The 17612-nt window shown below is 72.9% G+C and carries 14 protein-coding genes; 1 reads left to right on the forward strand and 13 read right to left on the reverse strand.

From position 1 onward, the window contains the following. The 8 genes from AB0C66_RS11115 to purN form a co-directional block, all read right to left on the reverse strand. Positions 1-462 (reverse strand): hypothetical protein, encoded by a 462-nt coding sequence (locus tag AB0C66_RS11115; protein ID WP_362435848.1) that lies wholly within the window; start codon positions 460-462, stop codon positions 1-3. Further along, entirely contained in the window at positions 449-2200 is a 1752-nt protein-coding gene (locus AB0C66_RS11120; protein WP_362435850.1) for a hypothetical protein, read from the reverse strand. The genes AB0C66_RS11115 and AB0C66_RS11120 overlap by 14 nt, the downstream gene beginning before the upstream one ends. A 152-nt stretch (positions 2201-2352) precedes the next feature. Then, positions 2353-3342, reverse strand: coding sequence for a malate dehydrogenase (locus AB0C66_RS11125; protein ID WP_362435852.1), 990 nt, complete (start codon positions 3340-3342; stop codon positions 2353-2355). Positions 3343-3630: 288 nt separating this feature from the next. Then, positions 3631-4791: a DUF2690 domain-containing protein gene (locus tag AB0C66_RS11130; RefSeq protein WP_362435854.1), complete on the reverse strand. Its 1161-nt coding sequence runs from the start codon at positions 4789-4791 to the stop codon at positions 3631-3633. Positions 4792-5233: 442 nt separating this feature from the next. Then, positions 5234-5677 (reverse strand): DUF3017 domain-containing protein, encoded by a 444-nt coding sequence (locus tag AB0C66_RS11135; protein ID WP_362435856.1) that lies wholly within the window; start codon positions 5675-5677, stop codon positions 5234-5236. Next, positions 5667-6548: a bifunctional methylenetetrahydrofolate dehydrogenase/methenyltetrahydrofolate cyclohydrolase gene (locus AB0C66_RS11140; protein ID WP_362435858.1), complete on the reverse strand. Its 882-nt coding sequence runs from the start codon at positions 6546-6548 to the stop codon at positions 5667-5669. The genes AB0C66_RS11135 and AB0C66_RS11140 overlap by 11 nt, the downstream gene beginning before the upstream one ends. A gap of 155 nt (positions 6549-6703) precedes the next feature. Then, positions 6704-8269, reverse strand: a complete 1566-nt coding sequence (gene purH / locus AB0C66_RS11145) for a bifunctional phosphoribosylaminoimidazolecarboxamide formyltransferase/IMP cyclohydrolase (RefSeq protein ID WP_362435860.1) — start codon at positions 8267-8269, stop codon at positions 6704-6706. Next, entirely contained in the window at positions 8266-8946 is a 681-nt protein-coding gene (gene purN / locus AB0C66_RS11150; protein ID WP_362435862.1) for a phosphoribosylglycinamide formyltransferase, read from the reverse strand. Before purN ends, purH begins: the two co-directional genes overlap by 4 nt. A 356-nt stretch (positions 8947-9302) precedes the next feature. On the opposite strand from purN, the gene AB0C66_RS11155 reads away from it, so the two are divergent. Continuing rightward, positions 9303-10160 (forward strand): hypothetical protein, encoded by an 858-nt coding sequence (locus AB0C66_RS11155; RefSeq protein WP_362435864.1) that lies wholly within the window; start codon positions 9303-9305, stop codon positions 10158-10160. A gap of 91 nt (positions 10161-10251) precedes the next feature. Here AB0C66_RS11155 and AB0C66_RS11160 read toward each other — a convergent pair whose 3' ends face one another. From AB0C66_RS11160 to AB0C66_RS11180, 5 genes are all read right to left on the reverse strand, one after another. Continuing rightward, a complete protein-coding gene (locus AB0C66_RS11160) occupies positions 10252-12600 on the reverse strand; it encodes a DUF6350 family protein (RefSeq protein ID WP_362435866.1) in 2349 nt (782 codons plus the stop codon). Positions 12601-12824: 224 nt separating this feature from the next. Then, positions 12825-13709 (reverse strand): succinate--CoA ligase subunit alpha, encoded by an 885-nt coding sequence (gene sucD / locus AB0C66_RS11165; protein ID WP_362435868.1) that lies wholly within the window; start codon positions 13707-13709, stop codon positions 12825-12827. A gap of 20 nt (positions 13710-13729) precedes the next feature. Continuing rightward, positions 13730-14902 carry an ADP-forming succinate--CoA ligase subunit beta gene (sucC, locus tag AB0C66_RS11170; RefSeq protein ID WP_362435870.1) on the reverse strand — a complete coding sequence of 391 codons (1173 nt, stop codon included), beginning with the start codon at positions 14900-14902 and terminating at the stop codon, positions 13730-13732. A 420-nt stretch (positions 14903-15322) separates the two neighbouring features. Next, positions 15323-16543: a hypothetical protein gene (locus AB0C66_RS11175; RefSeq protein ID WP_362435872.1), complete on the reverse strand. Its 1221-nt coding sequence runs from the start codon at positions 16541-16543 to the stop codon at positions 15323-15325. A 97-nt stretch (positions 16544-16640) separates the two neighbouring features. After that, positions 16641-17576 carry a hypothetical protein gene (locus AB0C66_RS11180; RefSeq protein WP_362435874.1) on the reverse strand — a complete coding sequence of 312 codons (936 nt, stop codon included), beginning with the start codon at positions 17574-17576 and terminating at the stop codon, positions 16641-16643. Positions 17577-17612 lie beyond the last annotated feature (36 nt).

Here is a 17612-nt window from a genome sequence, read left to right on the forward strand (position 1 = left end):
TCAGCCGCCCAGCAGCGCGCCGACCGCCTGCCCCACGGCGACGCCCGAGGCCAGCATGCCGATGCTGACGCTGGCGTCCTGGAGCAGGGCGCGCATCCGGGCCAGCCGCCCGACCCCGGCCCGGCCGGTGCGCAGGATCTCCTCCTGGGCGGTGGCCAGTTCATTGGAGAGCGCCTGGACCTCCGGCCCGGGGACCATCCGCTCCAGATCGGCGGCCAGCTGCCGGACCGCCTCCAGCAGCTCCTCATACGCCGGATCGCAGGGCGCCTCGCCCCCCGGCGCGTTCACCACATGATTGTGGTCGCCGAAGCCGACCGCGCTGCCGCGCACACTGCCGATGCGGATATCCCCGAACTGCCGCCCGCCGCCACCGCCGCCCGTGGAGCCGCCGCCTGCGGCCCCGCCATCCGTGAACCCGCCGCCCGCCGTACCCTGCTCGCCGTCCGTGTCAGCCGTCGTCATGGCTGCCTCCCGCTCTCTTGCGTGGGGTATTGCTGATCGTGTTGTGGTCGCCGAAGCCGAAGGCGCTGTTCTCGGCGGACTCGATGAAGATGCCGCCGCCGCTGACGTTGATGACCTTCTGCTCGAACTCGCCGGTCTCCCAACCGGCTTCGGCCAGCGCCTGCCGGACGCCATTGGCCACCCGGTCCTCGACGCTCTTCAGATAGCGGCTGACGTCCATCTCCTGGAACAGCGAGGCCCCGCTGTCACTGCCCAGCTCACGCACCGACGCCCAGGGGCCGTCGGGGATCGCGGCGTCATAACCGCCCGCGTACATCCGCCAGAGGAAGGCGGCCGACCGGAAGAGATGGATCAGCGCCCACCCCGCCGCCGTCGGGGTGCGGCCCAGCGCCCAGACCGCCTTGCCCGGCAGCCCGCCCCGGCGGTGGGTATCGGAGAGCCGGTCGACCGCGCGGAACTCCGGCCGGATCGGGCGCAGCACATGGGGCGCGAACTCCAGCATCAGCATGCCGCCTTGGGTGTGCACCCGGACGAAGACGGTGACCACGACCTCTTCCCGCCACGCCCCGACGCGGATCCGCAGGAAGTGGCGGCGGATCTCCCCGCCCTCCTCGACGGCTTCGGCCCGCTCCCGGGCGAAGTCCGCCTCGCCGTACGGCACGAAGGAGCGGCTGCGTAATCCGGTGACCTTGAGGAACACGCACTCGTCCAGCTCAAGACCGCGCAGCCGGTCCCGGACGGCGCCCTCGGCGGACCGCCCGGCGGAGGGCGCGCGCAACGCCTCCACCAGCGGGCGGATCCGCTCCAGGATCACGCGATTGTCGAGCGGTACGGCGGTGGCGCCCTCCCGCGGGCGCAGCTCCACCGCCAGGGTCCAGGTGGCATGGGCGGTGCCCGCGCCGAGGAAGGGGTGCTGATCGTGGTAGAGGATCACCGGTGCGTGCTGCTCACGCCGGATCAGGGCGCGCACCCGCTGGAAGCGTGTGCCGTCATACCGCTCGGCCGGATCCGCGCCGGAGTCGGCGAAGGTGACCGGCTCCAACTCGGTGGCCAGCACCCGGGCCACATGCTCCCGGTGCAGGGCGACCGCACCGGCCATCGCGGCGGGGATCAGCAGGGCGAACCAGGCGGCGGTGGAATCCGCCCCGGCCAGCAGCTCCATCGGCAGCGCGACAGGCAGCCCGCCGGGATCCGGATCGTCGGCGAGGGCCAGCTCAAGGGCGCTGGCCAGATAGGCGATCAGCGTCAGCCAACCGGCCAGCCGCAGCACCGCGGCCAGCCGCCGCCGGTAGAGCCGGACCCGGTCGGCCCCGGGATAGTCGGCGCGGAAGGGACCGGCGGCGCCGCCCCTGGCCCAGCTGGACAGCAGCAGCAGCGCGCTGGACAGCAGAAAGGCATAGCAGAAGCCCTTGGCGAGCAGGAAGTCCAGCAGCCATAACGCCGCCAGCAGCGCCGTCCACCCGGCCTCCAGACGGCGGGCGCGCAATGCGTGGGCGAGCACCCGGGCCGCGTCGATCCCGAGGGACGGCGCCACGGAGCGCTCCTCGTGGACGAACAACTCGTCCACCACGGCGTCCCGGAAGTCGTCGTCGAGATAGGTGCCCGCGCACAGCAGCCGGGTCGCCTCGCCGCTGGTGTGGGGTGAGGGTGATGCAGGGGAGGGAGAGACTGGGTGCGCGGGATCCGGCCGCGAACGCGGCAGACGTACGGCGTGATCGGCGCGACCGTCCCTGGCCATGCTCTCCCCCCGAGGCCGGCGTCAACTCCTCCCACGGTAGGGGAGAATGCGCCGCGATCACAGGGAATGGCCGAAGGGTCACACTCCGGAGTGAATACCGGAGTGTGACCCTTCGGATGGCTGCCCGACGGAGAACAGGCGGGGCTCAGGCGTCAGATGAGGCCGAGACCGCGAACCGCCTCGCGCTCCTCCTCGAGCTCCTTGACGGAGGAGTCGATCCGGGTGCGCGAGAACTCGTTGATGTCCAGGCCCTGGACGATCTCGAACTTGCCGTCCTTCGCGGTGACCGGGAAGGACGAGATCAGACCCTCCGGCACCCCGTAGGAGCCGTCGGAGACCACACCGGCGGAGGTCCAGTCACCGGCGCCGGTGCCGTTCACCCAGGTGTGGACGTGGTCGATGGCCGCGTTGGCGGCGGAGGCGGCCGAGGACGCTCCGCGCGCCTCGATGATCGCCGCACCGCGCTTGGCGACGGTCGGGATGAAGGTGTCGGCCAGCCACTGCTCGTCGTTGACGACCTCGGCGGCGTTCTTGCCCGCGACCTCGGCGTGGAAGACGTCCGGGTACTGGGTGGCGGAGTGGTTGCCCCAGATCGTCAGCTTCGTGATCTCGGAGACCGGGACACCGGTCTTCTTCGACAGCTGCGACAGGGCGCGGTTGTGGTCCAGCCGGGTCATCGCGGTGAAGCGCTCGGCCGGTACGTCCGGGGCGGCGGCCTGCGCGATGAGCGCGTTGGTGTTGGCCGGGTTGCCGACCACGAGGACCTTGATGTCGTCCGCGGCGTGGTCGTTGATGGCCTTGCCCTGCGGCTTGAAGATGCCGCCGTTGGCCTCGAGCAGGTCGCCCCGCTCCATGCCCTTGGTGCGCGGACGGGCACCGACGAGCAGCGCCACATTGGCACCGGCGAAGGCCACGTTCGGGTCGTCGGAGATGTCGATGCCGTGCAGCAGCGGGAAGGCACAGTCGTCGAGCTCCATCGCGGTGCCCTCGGCGGCCTTCAGTCCCTGTGGGATCTCCAGGAGACGCAGCGCGACCGGCACGTCCGGGCCGAGCAGCTGACCGGAGGCGATGCGGAAGAGCAGCGCGTAGCCGATCTGGCCTGCCGCGCCGGTGACGGTGACATTGACGGGAGTGCGGGTCATGGCGGTCTCCTGCGCTGTGTTTACTGTCAAGATCTCTTGGTGTCGAGATACCTGCGCCAGGCTATCCGACGGCATCGCGAGCCCGGTCTCCCGGGCCACTGTGTCCCTGCTCACCGCAGAGCGCCTGGAGCTCACCGCACAACGCTTGGGCGGCCGCCTGCCAGGAGGGGGAGTGCAGGCGGCCGCCCATAGCCGCACCCGTGGGGGGGTCGGCCTGCGTCTGCCCCGATTCCCCGGGCTCATTCCCCCCGAATCCAAAATCGTCCGGACGGGTTCCGAAAGCCCCCTTCACCCGTTCGCGGCAGGGTCCGTACAGCCGCGCTCCCCGCTGGCGAGCGTGGCGCAGGCGGTGGCCTGCGCGGTGGCCTTCACCGGAACCATCCGGGTGTACGCCTCCCCGTCGGCGTTGACCTCGCCGCGCTGGCTGGCCCCCGCACCGCCGCCCCCGCCCGGAGCGGTGACCCGTATCTCGCCGCCCGGGGCGGCCCGGGTGATCCGGGCCCAGGCCGCGCCACAGGTCTCGCTGTAGCGGACCTCGACGTAGGCGGTGCCCACGGTGAGGTTGGCGGAGCTGGTCGCCTTCGCGCCGCCGCAGCCCATGGCCTCCGGGTCCTTGCCGGCGCAGCCCTCCCCCGCGCACTTCACACCGCGGGGCAGGCTGGGCGCGGTGGTGGCCGGGGCGGTCTTCGGGGCCGCGGCCGGTTTGCCGTCGCCGTCGCCCGTGCCGACCAGGAACACGGCCCCGGCGACGAGCAGCAGCGAGCCCACGGCGCCCCCGGCGAACAGCGCGATCCGGCGGCGGCCGCCCTTCGCGTCCGCTTCGCCCGCGGGCGGATCCGGAACCGGGGGCGCGGCGGGGGCGGCGGGGGCGGCGGGGGCGGTGCCCGGGTACGGCGCCGTCGGCGCGGCGGCGGCCGGGGCGGTGAACGCGGCCGGGGCGGCCGGGGCGGTGGGCAACAGCGGCTGCTCGGGTCCGGGCGGGGTGACGGCCCGTCGCTTCCGCTCCGTCCGCGCCGGTTCCTCGGCCGTGTCAGCCTTCTCGGCTGCCTTCTCGGCCTTCTCGGCCCGCTGGGCGGTCTTCCTGCCCCGTCCCGTCTCCCGCTCCGGGGCGAACTCCTCGATGGCGGCCCGCGCCTGGGCGACGCTGATGGCCTCCATCGTCACGTCATGCCGGTTCTCGGAGCGGCTCCAGGCCCGCTCCGCCAGGTCCCACAGGGTGATGAGGTGATGTGCCCCGGCGCCGGTCGCCTCGGCGAAGGTCTCCACCGCGCGCTGCGGCGGCAGCAGCCGCCCGTTGAGGTACCGCTCCCATGAGGTCTTGCTGTAGCCGGTGCGGTCGGCGATGGCCACCACGCTCATGCCGCTGCGGTCGACGATCCTGCGCAGCTGACCGGTGAACTCCCGCACCTGCGGGTCGAGTTCTTCCGGCAGCTCCCTCCAGCGAGGCATTGCCTCCCCCTGTTCCCCCCGTGTGGTTCCGGTGAATCTCCTGTGCTGGTCCTGCGATTGGCACCCCGGGGATCCGAATTCCCCACTCAGGAGGATGCCGTGGTCCAGGATGTCAGTTCCTCCACCGGGGGCGCATTGTGGCTCTGGACATACGCCGTACGCACTCTTGCGCCCCAGCTCATCGTTGCGCAGCCGAGAACTCGTACCGGAATGGTCACTTCCGCGCCACAGGCCGCCGACGTCCATTGATCCCGCACAGCCGACACACAACCCTGAGGACCGGACGGTCCGTCCTTCCTCGGGGGAGAGGACGGACCGTCGCCGGGTCAGGAAGACCCGCCCACGACGAACGGCGGCCCGTCCTCCCACGGGGGAGAGGACGGACCGCCGTTCGTCCGGGACAACGTTCGTCCTGGACACCGCTCGTCCGGGAACCGTTCCGCTAACGCACCGTGAAGTGCACCAGATCCTCCAGGAACGGAATCGTCAACCAGGGATCCGGCTGGGCCATCAGGGACAGCAGCACGATCAACGCGCCCAGCAGTCCGTACGTCAGCATGTCGGTGAAGCGCGACCGCACCGCGAGCATCCCGACCTCCGGCAGCGCCCACCGCAGCACCGCGCCCGCCAGCAGCGAGAGCCCGATCACCACCGTGCCAGCCCGGAACGCGTCCAGGGCGACGATCATCAGCCCGATCCCGACTCCGCCCATCACCACGAGCAGCGGCCACTGGCGCACCGGCGCGGGGGCGCCGCCGGACGCCGCCCGGCCACCGCCCTCCGGACGCGCGGTGTCCCGGGTGATCAGCGGGAAGCGCCGCGACTTCCGCGCGGGCGGCCCGGTCTGCGGCTCGGCCGCCGCCGGTTCGCTCGCCTCAGCCGTCATGACGACCACCACCGCCGTCCGCCGCCGCGCCCTCGGCGGCCTCCACCACGTTGACCAGCAGCTGGGCACGGGTCATCGGGCCCACCCCACCGGGGTTCGGCGAGATCCACGCCGCGACCTCGGCCACCCCCGGGTGCACATCCCCGGCGATCTTGCCGTGCTCGTCCCGGCTGACGCCCACGTCCAGCACCGCGGCGCCCGGCTTGACGTCCTCCGGCTTGACCAGGTGCCGCACCCCGGCCGCCGCCACGATGATGTCGGCCTGGCGCAGCACCGAGGGCAGATCGCGGGTGCCGGTGTGGCACAGGGTGACCGTGGCGTTCTCGGAGCGCCGGGTCAGCAGCAGCCCGATCGAGCGGCCGACCGTGATCCCGCGGCCCACGACCACCACATGCGCGCCCTTGATCTCCACACCGTGGTGGCGCAGCAGCTGGATGACGCCCTGGGGGGTGCACGGCAGCGGACCGGCCTCGTTCAGCACCAGCCGCCCGAGGTTCATCGGGTGCAGCCCGTCGGCGTCCTTGGCGGGGTCCATCAGCTCCAGCACGCGGTTGGTGTCGATGCCCTTGGGCAGCGGCAGCTGGACGATGTACCCGGTGCACTCCGGGTCCTCGTTGAGCTCGCGGACCGCCGCCTCGATCTCCTCCTGGGTGGCGGTCTCCGGCAGATCGCGCCGGATGGAGGCGATGCCCACCTCGGCGCAGTCGCGGTGCTTGCCCGCCACGTACCACTTGCTGCCGGGGTCCTCGCCGACCAGCACCGTCCCCAGACCGGGGTGGATGCCCTGCGCCTTCAGCGCCTCCACACGCTTGACGAGGTCGGACTTGATCGCGGCTGCGGTTGCCTTGCCATCGAGAATCTGGGCGGTCATGTCTTTCATCCTCCCGGATGCGGGGACGTCGGATCCAATCAGGTGCGGACGGGCCGCGCAAAGGCCCGGGCGCGGACGGGCCGCGGGCCGCGCAAAGGCCGCACCCCCGGCCCGGGGGTGCGGCCCTGGTGACGGGGACGGTGCCGCGAGACCGCTCAGTGGAAGAAGTGGCGGGTACCGGTGAAGTACATCGTCACGCCCGCCGTCCGCGCGGCCTCCACGACCTGCTCGTCACGGACCGAGCCGCCCGGCTGCACCACGGCGGTGACCCCGGCGCGGGCCAGTACCTCGAAACCGTCCGGGAAGGGGAAGAAGGCGTCGGAGGCGGCGTACGCACCGCTCGCCCGCTCCTCGCCCGCCCGCTCCACGGCCAGCTTGGCCGAGTCGACGCGGTTGACCTGGCCCATGCCGACGCCGACCGTGGCACCGTCCTTGGCCAGCAGGATCGCGTTGGACTTCACCGCGCGGCAGGCGCGCCAGGCGAAGGACAGCTCGGCGAGGCCGTCGGCGTCCAGTGCCTCCCCGGTGGCCAGGGTCCAGTGCGCCGGGTTGTCGCCCTCGGCCTGGAACCGGTCCTTGGCCTGGACCAGCGCGCCGCCCTCGATCGGGCGCTCCTCGACGGTCGCCTCGGGGGCGTCGGCGCAGCGCAGCACGCGGATGTTCTTCTTACGGGCCAGCACCTCGACCGCGCCGTCCTCGTAGTCCGGCGCCACGATGACCTCGGTGAAGATCTCGGCGACCTGCTCGGCCATGGCGACCGAGACCGGGCGGTTCACGGCGATGACCCCGCCGAAGGCCGACAGCGGGTCGCACGCGTGCGCCTTACGGTGCGCCTCGGCGACATCCGCGCCGACCGCGATCCCGCAGGGGTTGGCGTGCTTGATGATCGCGACGCACGGGGCGGCGTGGTCATGGGCGGCGCGCCGGGCGGCCTCGGTGTCGACGTAGTTGTTGTACGACATCTCCTTGCCGTGCAGCTGCTCCGCGTGCGCCAGGCCCTTGCCCGAGCCGTCGGAGTAGAGCGCGGCGGCCTGGTGCGGGTTCTCGCCGTAGCGCAGCACATCGGCGCGGGTGACGGTCGCGCCCAGGAACTCGGGGAAGCCGGAGTCGTCGGCCGTGGCGTAGTCCCGGGCGAACCAGTTGGCCACCGCCACGTCGTACGCGGCGGTGTGCTGGAACGCCTCGGCCGCCAGCCGCTTGCGCCGCTCGAGGTCGAAACCGCCGTCGCCGACGGCCTTCAGCACCTCGTCGTAACGCCCGGGGTTGACGACCACGGCCACGGACGGGTGGTTCTTGGCGGCGGCGCGGACCATGGACGGCCCGCCGATGTCGATCTGCTCGACGCACTCGTCGGGCGAGGCGCCCGAGGCGACGGTCTCGCGGAACGGATAGAGGTTGACGATCACCAGCTCGAACGGCTCGACGCCCAGCTCGGCCAGCTGCTCGCGGTGCGCCTCCAGTCGCTGGTCGGCGAGGATGCCCGCGTGGACCCGCGGATGCAGCGTCTTGACGCGGCCGTCGAGACACTCGGGGAAGCCGGTCAGCTCCTCGACCTTGGTGACCGGGACGCCCGCGGCGGCGATCTTCGCGGCGGTCGAGCCGGTGGAGACGAGCTGGACACCCGCCGTGTGCAGCCCGCGGGCCAGCTCCTCGAGCCCCGTCTTGTCGTAGACGCTGACCAGCGCGCGGCGGATGGGCCGCTTCGTACCTTCGGCGGTCACGGGATCCTTACCTTTCGTCCCTCAATGCGGTAGCCGTGACGCGCCAGGCGCCCCACGACCTCGACGAGCAGCGAACGCTCGACTTCCTTGATCCGCTCGTGCAGAGCGGACTCGTCGTCCTCGTCCCGGACCTCGACCACGCCCTGGGCGATGATCGGGCCGGTGTCGACGCCGTCGTCGACGAAGTGGACGGTGCAGCCGGTCACCCGCACACCGTGCGCGAGCGCGTCGCGCACGCCGTGGGCACCGGGAAAGCTGGGCAGCAGCGCGGGATGGGTGTTGACGCAGCGGCCGCCGAACCGGGCGAGGAACTCCTTGCCCAGGATCTTCATGAACCCCGCCGAGACCACGAGGTCGGGCTCGTACCCGGCGGTGGCCTCGGCCAGCGCGGCGTCCCACTCGTCCCGGCTGCCGTGGTCCTTGACCCGGCACACGAAGGTGGGGATCCCGGCGCGCTCGGCGCGCTCCAGCCCCGCGATGCCCTCGCGGTCGGCGCCGACGGCCACCACCTCGGCGCCGTAGCCGGCCACCCCCTCCGCGGCGATGGCGTCGAGCAGCGCCTGAAGGTTCGTACCGGAACCGGAGACGAGTACGACGAGGCGGGCGGGGCGCCCGGAGCGGGCGGAGGAAGGCGGGGAGGCCACGGCGTGGATCTTTCTCGCGGGCGGTGCTGCCATTTGTGTGGTCGTACAAGGCGGTGGGTTCGAGATTTCCGGGGAACTCTACGAAGCCGCCGACCGTCAGCAACGATACCGGCACACGAAGCGGCCCCCGGGGGACGGGGGCGGGCACGGGAGGTAGCGTCTGGACTGCGAATCCAACTGACGCCGTGGGAACGACCCTCGCGCCCGCGCCGCCGAACCGCCCGGCACCAGCCGACCGCGGACCCGGTGTGCAGGACGACGACACAAGGGGAAGACACACTCCAGATGCCGGACCGACGCCGCCGCGCGGCTCATCGCCTCACTCCGACTCCCGCCTCGACCGGGGGGCGGCGATGAGGCACGCCCGCCCGTCGCGTACGACGCCGCTGATGCATGAGCAGCAGTCGCCGTCCTCCTCGCCCTCCGCCTCCTCCCCCGGCCCGTCCGAGGACGCTCCCGGGGGCTCCCCCGGCGGGTCCTCCGGGGCCCCGTCCGGTGGTCCCGGAGGCAGCGGGCCGGAGGACAATCCGTTCGCGCCGCCCCCCGAGGGCAGGCCGGACCAGCCGTGGCAGCCCCGTCAGCACCCGGACGGCGGCAGCGACCGGGACGACTCCGAGGGCGGCCAGAACGGACAGGACGGGCAGAACGGCGGCCAGGACGGACAGCAGCCCCCGGCCTGGGGCAGCCAGTGGAGCAGCCGCCAGCCCGGCCGCCAGAGCGGCGGCTTCGGCGGCCTCCCCGGCGCCAACCGCCCGAACGGCCCCACCCAGAGCGGACCGCGCTGGGACCCGACCGATCCGGCCCAGCGCCGCGCCCGGTACGCCCTGCTCTCGGGCATGTGGGGATTCTTCTTCGCGCTGTTCAGCCTGCCGGAGATCGCCCTGCTGCTCGGCGCCCTCGCCCTGTACTGGGGCATCAGCTCGCTGCGCGCCAAGCCGCGCCGCCCGGCGCCGTCCCCGGCACCGGCCCAGGCCGCGCTGAACGCGCCGCCACCGCCGCCCGGCGCCACTCCGGCCCGGCTGCCCGCACCCGGCTCCACCGGGTCGAAGCCGCAGTCCACGGCGGCGATCAGCGGTCTGGTGACGGGTGCGCTCGCACTCGGCATCGTGGCCGCGACCTTCAGCCTCCAGTTCGTCTATCAGGACTACTACACCTGCGTGGACGACGCCCTGACCCAGACCTCCCGCCAGCAGTGCGAGAGCCTGCTGCCCGAGCAGCTGCGGCCGCTGCTCAGCACCGAGGACTGACCGGGCGGGACGAGACACGGCACGGCCCGGCAGGCGCGTCGACCGCCTGCCGGGCCGTGCCGTGTCCCGGGGCCCTACGCGTCCCGGGGCCCTACGCGTCCCGGGCGCCGTCCTCCTTGGCCGCCGCCGCGGGGCGGGCGTCGCCGCCTGACGAGGGCTCCGCCGACACCGCGGGCTCGCCCTGGGAGGCGGCACCGGACGCGCCCGACTCCGCCGGTGCGGTGGACGGCTCGGCCGCCACGGACGCCGTGGGCTTACGCCAGGAGGCCAGCCGACGGCGCGGGTGCGGGGCCGTGCCGAGGGTGGGCTGCGGGGCCGTCGCCTCGGCGGCGGCCCCGGGCCGGTCGCCCGCCGCACCGCCGTCCCCGTTCCGCCCATGCCCGCCCTTGGCGCCCTGGGCGCCGTTGGCGCCCGTAGCGCCGTTCTTACCGGTGGCGCCGTTGGCGGCGGATGCGCCGTTCTTACCGGCCGCGCCATTCGTGGCGGGGGTGCCGTTCCTACCGGCGGTGCCGTTCTTACCAGCAGCGCCGTTGGCGGCGGATGCGCCGTTCCTACCGGCAGCGCCCTTCGCGCCCGTAGTGCTGTTGTTACCGGCGACGCCGTTCTTACCGGCCGCGCCGTTCGTGGCGGGAGCGCCGTTCTTACCGGCGGTGCCGTTCTTACCGTTCGCTCCGCTCCCACCGTGCGTGCCGTTCAGACCGGCGCGGTCGCCGTCGGCGGGGCCGCCGACGCCGTTCACGGGCTCCCGGGCCGCGCCTTGGGCAGCGTCCTGCACGGCGCGCGCACCCGTGTCCAGGCCCGCGCCCCCGCCCCGGCGGTGCGCCCCCCGCTTCCGCTTTCCGCCCGCCCCGGACCGGGCGCGTGGCCGGAGCCACTGCCACCAGGGCTCGGACATGGCCTTGCGCAGATCGAGGTCGTCCATGGGCGACGCGGGCTTCGGCCGCGCCACCGCCTTGGCGACCGCCTCCGCCTGTACGGCCTCCCGCTCCGCCTTCCGGGCGGCCCGTTCCGAGGCGCGCGCCTGCCGCTTCCGCGTACGCAGCTCCGCGCCCCTCACCCGGGCCGTCTTCCACTCGCCCCAGGTCGCCCGGGTCGGGACGTACAGCCGGAACCAGCGCACGACCACCGCGCCCGGCACCCCGATCAGCACGGTCCAGCCGAGCGTGGCCCCGCCCGTACGCCACCAACTCGGGCCCAGGTCGGCGAGGATGCCCACCCCCAGCGGACCGCCCGAGACGGCGGCCAGCAGTGCCATCGCGGCGGAACAGCCCAGCGCCGCCAGCCCGGCCAGCAGCGTGGTCTCGGCCAGCGTCCAGGAGGGGCGGTCACCACGGCCCAGCCGCCGGGCCGCCGCGATCCCGATGAAGAGGGCCAGCGACATCCCGGCCGCGATCCCCGTCAGCCACACCAGCGGGGCGCCCGACCCGCTGTCGGGCAGCGCCGCGACCAGGGGGAAGTCCGGCAGCTTGGGCGTCGAGGTGACCCCGAGCGGAGCGATCACGCTGCCCCCGCCGACCGCGAATCCGGCACCGACGCCGTACGCGGCGCCCCAGACGATCGCGTTCGGCAGCAGGGCCAGGCTGACCAGCAGTACCGCGAACCGGCCCGTCCACACATCGCTGAGCTGGAGGAACGCCAGCTGGACGGCGCCGGAGTGACTGAGCATCGAGGTGGCGGTGAGCAGTGCGCCACAGCCCAGCAGCACCACCAGGGAGCTCGCGGCGGCCCGGAGCGCGGCCATCAGCGGACGGCGTCGGCACCAGCCGCGCCCACGCACCCACCGCAGGGCGCGTACGGCCCGGTCGGCGCCCCGGACCCGCCGGAGCGGGGCCCTCAGCCGGGCCGGGAGCCGCACCGGGAACCGTCCGTCGGCCACCCACACCCCGAGGGCCGCGACCGCTCCGACGACGAACGGCAGGTGCAGCACCGCGCTGACCACGTGGACGTGCAAGGGGCCGGAGGCGGCGTAGAGCGCGGCCGCCAGGCCGACCAGCAGATAACCGCCGGTCACCCAGGCGAAGGCGGTACGCGGATCCCCGGCGGGCCCCTCGGCCACCCACTGTCCGTCGCCCTCGGCGGTCTCCTGCTGGTAGACGGCGTGCTGGGCGGCCCGGTAGAGCAGCCAGCACGGCACCAGGCCGATCAGCAGCGGGAGCAGTCCGACGGGCACCGAATGCCCGGAGAGCGATTCGGTGCGGACGAGTTCCGCGCCGTGGCCGAGCAGCCACAGGTCGGCGGCGACATGCAGGGCCCCGTCAGGGCTGCTCGCCGGGGACGGAGAGGTGATCCACAACAGGAGTACGGCCACGGAGAACGCGCCCAGGCCGAGCCCCGCGGCCACCACACCGCCGAGGAATGCCTCCCGGGCGGCGGAGGGACGCTGGAGCGCGGCACGGCCGCGTGAGGACAACGTCGGGCTGCGATCGGTCGTCTGGGTCACGACGACCATGCTGCCAATAACAGCCGTTTCATCCCTACATCAAGCGATTAGTCGCCGTGTCGCGCTTAGTCCGTTTATGCGTCTTTTATTCACTTACGGCCGGATGGGTGGCACGGCCAGGCGGCCGACCGCTCCCGCAGGACAACGGCACAGGCGCGGGCCCGCACCACCCATGGGGGTGCGGGCCCGCGCCTGTGAGCCGTGGAACCGGTGCTGCGCCGACGTCAGCCGGCCAGCGCGGCGCGAGCGAGACGCGCGGTCTCGGACGGGGTCTTGCCGACCTTCACGCCCGCGGCCTCCAGGGCCTCCTTCTTCGCCTGCGCGGTGCCGGAGGAACCCGACACGATCGCGCCCGCGTGGCCCATGGTCTTGCCCTCGGGGGCGGTGAAACCCGCCACATAGCCGACGACCGGCTTGGTGACGTTGGCCTTGATGAAGTCCGCGGCCCGCTCCTCGGCGTCGCCGCCGATCTCGCCGATCATCACGATCAGGTCGGTGTCGGGGTCGGCCTCGAAGGCGGCCAGGGCGTCGATGTGGGTGGTGCCGATGATCGGGTCACCGCCGATGCCGACGCAGGACGAGAAGCCGATGTCCCGCAGCTCGTACATCATCTGGTAGGTCAGCGTGCCGGACTTCGACACCAGACCGATACGGCCGGGCTTGGTGATGTCGGACGGGATGATGCCCGCGTTCGACTGACCCGGCGTGATCAGACCCGGGCAGTTCGGGCCGATGATGCGGGTCTTGTTGCCCTTCTTGCCCGCGTAGGCCCAGAAGTTGGCCGAGTCGTGGACGGCGATGCCCTCGGTGATCACGACGGCGAGCGGGATCTCGGCGTCGATCGCCTCGATGACCGCGTCCTTGGTGAACTTCTCCGGGACGAAGATGACCGTGACATCGGCGCCGGTGGCGTCGATGGCGTCCTTGACGGAGCCGAAGACCGGGACCTCGTTGCCGTCGAAGTCAACGGTGGTGCCGGCCTTGCGCGGGTTCACGCCACCGACGATGTTGGTGCCCGAGGCGAGCATCCGACGGGTGTGCTTCTGGCCCTCGGACCCGGTCATCCCCTGGACGATGACCTTGCTTTCCTTGGTGAGGAAGATAGCCATGGTTTCTGGTTCCTCGTCCCTTACTTCGCAGCCAGCTCGGCGGCACGCTCAGCCGCGCCGTCCATGGTGTCCACCTGCTGCACCAGCGGGTGGTTGGCGTCGGTGAGGATCTTGCGACCCAGCTCCGCGTTGTTGCCGTCGAGCCGCACGACCAGCGGCTTGGTGACGTCCTCGCCCTTGGACTTCAGCAGCTCCAGGGCCTGGACGATGCCGTTGGCCACCGCGTCGCAGGCGGTGATGCCACCGAAGACGTTGACGAAGACCGACTTGACGTCCGGGTCGCCGAGGATGATCTCGAGACCGTTGGCCATCACCTCGGCGGAGGCGCCACCACCGATGTCGAGGAAGTTGGCGGGCTTCACACTGCCGTGGTTCTCACCGGCGTAGGCGACGACGTCGAGGGTCGACATGACCAGACCCGCGCCGTTGCCGATGATGCCGACCTCGCCGTCGAGCTTGACGTAGTTGAGGCCCTTGGCCTTGGCCGCGGCCTCCAGCGGGTTGGCGGCGGCCTTGTCCTCGAGCGCCTCGTGCTCCGGCTGGCGGAACTCGGCGTTGGCGTCCAGGGACACCTTGCCGTCCAGCGCGATGATCTGGCCGTCGCCGGTCTTGACCAGCGGGTTGACCTCGACGAGCAGGGCGTCTTCCTTGATGAAGACGGTCCACAGCTGCTGGAGGACGTCCGCGACCTGGCCCGCGATGTCGGCCGGGAACTTGGCGGCGGCGACGATCTCGGCGGCCTTCTCCGCGGTCACACCCTCGATGGCGTCCACCGGGATCTTGGCGAGCGCCTCGGGGTTCTGCTCCGCGACGACCTCGATCTCCACGCCGCCCTCGACGGAGGCCATGGCGAGGAAGGTGCGGTTGGTGCGGTCCAGCAGGAAGGAGACGTAGTACTCCTCCTTGATGTCCGCGGTCTGGGCGAGCATCACCTTGTGGACCGTGTGGCCCTTGATGTCCATGCCCAGGATCTGGCCCGCCTTCTCCACGGCGTCGGCCGGGTCGGAGGCCAGCTTGACGCCGCCGGCCTTGCCGCGGCCACCGACCTTGACCTGCGCCTTGACGACCGCGCGGCCGCCCAGTCGCTCGGCCACCTCGCGCGCCGCCTCAGGCGTGTCGATGACTTCACCGGCCAGCACCGGTACACCGTGCTTGGCGAAGAGGTCCCTCGCCTGGTACTCGAACAGGTCCACGCGCGTCCGTCCCTTTTCCCTGGATATCGCGGTCGTTGTCTGCGCGGGCGTGCCGCGGTGGCAGCGTGAGGACGCGATCTTTGACGAGGGCGGCACACGTGCGCCGGGTACGCGGCATGTCCGCCACGCAGGTTATCCCTGTGGACCGGATGACCCTAAATCGCAGATCACACTCGAGCGGTGATTACGGTCACAGATCGCTGCCATGGGTATCTATCTCGATGGTGCCTCGCCCGACGCGGTTGTGTCGCGGCGGTCCCGTGGGTGTTCCGCACGTGTGCCGCGGGTGTACTCACCGGAAACGCCGCGACCGGGCAGCCCTCTCCCCAAAGAGGGCCGCCCGGTCAGCGGCAGTCCGCTCCCCAAAGAGGACTGCCGTTCGGCACAGCTATCCGTACGGCCGGACGGCCGCGGCGGGTATCAGACGGCCGGCAGGTCGGCCGGGACGGTCGGAACGTCCGCCGGGACGGTCGGAACGTCGGCCGGGACGGCCGGGAGGACCGGGAGCGCCGGGATGTTGGCTGCCTCCGTCAGGTCGGTCGGCACGGCCGGGAGCAGGCTCTTCGCGCCGTCCGCGGCGTTACCCACGGTGACCTGGGCGTCGGCGGCCACCGAGGTGCCGAGGCCCTGGGCGAACGGCACCGTGCCGGTGGCCAGGTCCCGCGCGAACGGCACGGTGGTGACGACCACGCTCCGGGCCACCGGAACCGCACCGGCGGCGGTGTCCCGCGCGAACGGCACGACGTTCGAGGCGGTGCCGAGGACGTGGCCCTGGGCGCTGCCGGTCACGTAGCCCGCGTACGGGGTGGTGTGGTCCACCGCGTCACCGGCCAGCACACCGGCGTCACCGACGGCGAGCTGCGCGACCGGGACGACCTTGACCACGATGCGGTGGGCGGCGGGCGGCAGCACGTCGGAGGCGGCTCCGTCCACGGCCGGGCGGGCGGTGTCGGCGGCGGCCTGCGCCTTGCCGGTCAGCTGCTCGGGGCGGACGCCCGCGCCACCGAGGGCGCCCAGCAAGTCATCGGCCGAGCCGGGGACGGCGGGCGGCTTCGGGGTCGCGGGAAGCTCGGCGGGCAGCTCGGCCGGGACGGTGCCGTCGACGGACGGCACGGAGCCCGCGGCGGGCAGCGCGGAGGTGTCGGGGACGGTGGGCAGCGAGCCGAGGGCCGGGATCTGCGGCACCACACCGGGGACCTCACCGGTGGGCAGGTCGAGGTCGGTGGCCTTCTTGGCCTTCTGCACGGCCTTGTCGGCCTTCTTGGCGGCCTTCTTGGCGACCTTGTCCGCGTCGGCGTCAGCGGTGGCGCCGCCGGTCACACCGTCCACGGTGCCGGAGGCGTCCGGCACACCCGGCAGGCCGTCGGTGGCGGGCAATCCGCCCTTGACCGTGTCGGCGACGGTCGAGGGCGCGCCGCCCACGGTCTTCTTCGCGGTGTCGGTGACCCCGGAGGTGTCGGTGAGGCCACCGGTCGAGGCGGTGTCCTTGGCGGTCTCACCGACCCCGTCCACCGTGCTGGTGACGCTGTCGGTGGAGGGAACGGCGGGCAGCTCGTCGGCGCTCGCGGCGGCGGTGCCCAGGGCCCATATGCCGGTAGCGGCGGCGGCGACGAGGAGGGAACGGCGGATGTTCTTGCGCATGGCGTGGAAGTCCTTCGAATTCAAGGGAGTTGTCGGACGGGCAGACCTGACCCGCCCCCGCGCGGCAGGTCTTGTGCAGACGGGGGTGAGGTCTGCCCTAGCCGGGGAATTCGAGGACTTCGTTGAACCGCTCGCGCGTCGGCGCCGAGCTCTCCGCGCGGATCGCACCGGGCCGCAGCCCGAAGTGGTCCGCGTCGGACGGCGGCAGCGCGGCATGGGTGTCCCCGCCACGGGGAGCGCCGCTGTCGCCGGTGTACTGGGAGACGGTCCCGAGGGGGGACCGTGGAAGCGGCAGCGGCGCCGGGGCGCCACCGTCCTGGGCCGCGCCCCCGACCGCCCGGACGACGGTGCCGTGCCCGGCGTCGTCGGCGGTGCGCGACGGGGTGGTGACGGGCGATGCCGCCACGGGGCCCGCCGGGCTCGTGGTGTGCGTGGACTGGTGGACGCCAGGGGCCCACTCCCCGTGCGCCGCACGGTCATGGGCCGGGCCCTGGCCCGCTGCGGAGCCGTCGGAGCCCGCGCCGCCGCCACCGCCGACACCGAGGCCGGGCAGGTCGACGGGCAGCTCGTCGCCGGTGTTCCGCACCAGGTCACCGACCGGGTCGGTGACCTGCCCCGCCTGACGCCCGATCGGCTCCCGGACCGGGCGTACGGCCTCGGCGACCGCGTCCCCGGTGTCGTCGGCCGCCTCGGCGGCCCGGTCCCGGGTGTGCTCACCGGCCTGTCCGGCCCGCTCGGCGTGGTCCCGGACGGCACCGGCCTTCGCGGAATCGGCCCGGGGATGGCTGGCCTTGGCGGCATCCGCCCTGGCGGCGTCGGCCTTGGCGGGGTCGAGCACCCCGGAGGCGCCGGACCCCTTGGCCTGACCGGTCGTGGCGACCGGCTGGTCCTGCCCGGCGGCGTGAGCGGTACCGCCGAAGAGGAACGCCAGGGCCAGGAAACCGCCGAGGAAGAACGCCGCCAGCAGCGCTCGCCGCACGGCCACGGTGCGCGGCGGGCGCACAGCGGCAGGCAGGGCGAACACAGCGGACAAGAGCGGGCCTTCCCTGGACATGAGGACGAATTACGG

This window comes from Streptomyces sp. NPDC048636, from assembly GCF_040650655.1.
Lineage (GTDB): Bacteria > Actinomycetota > Actinomycetes > Streptomycetales > Streptomycetaceae > Streptomyces.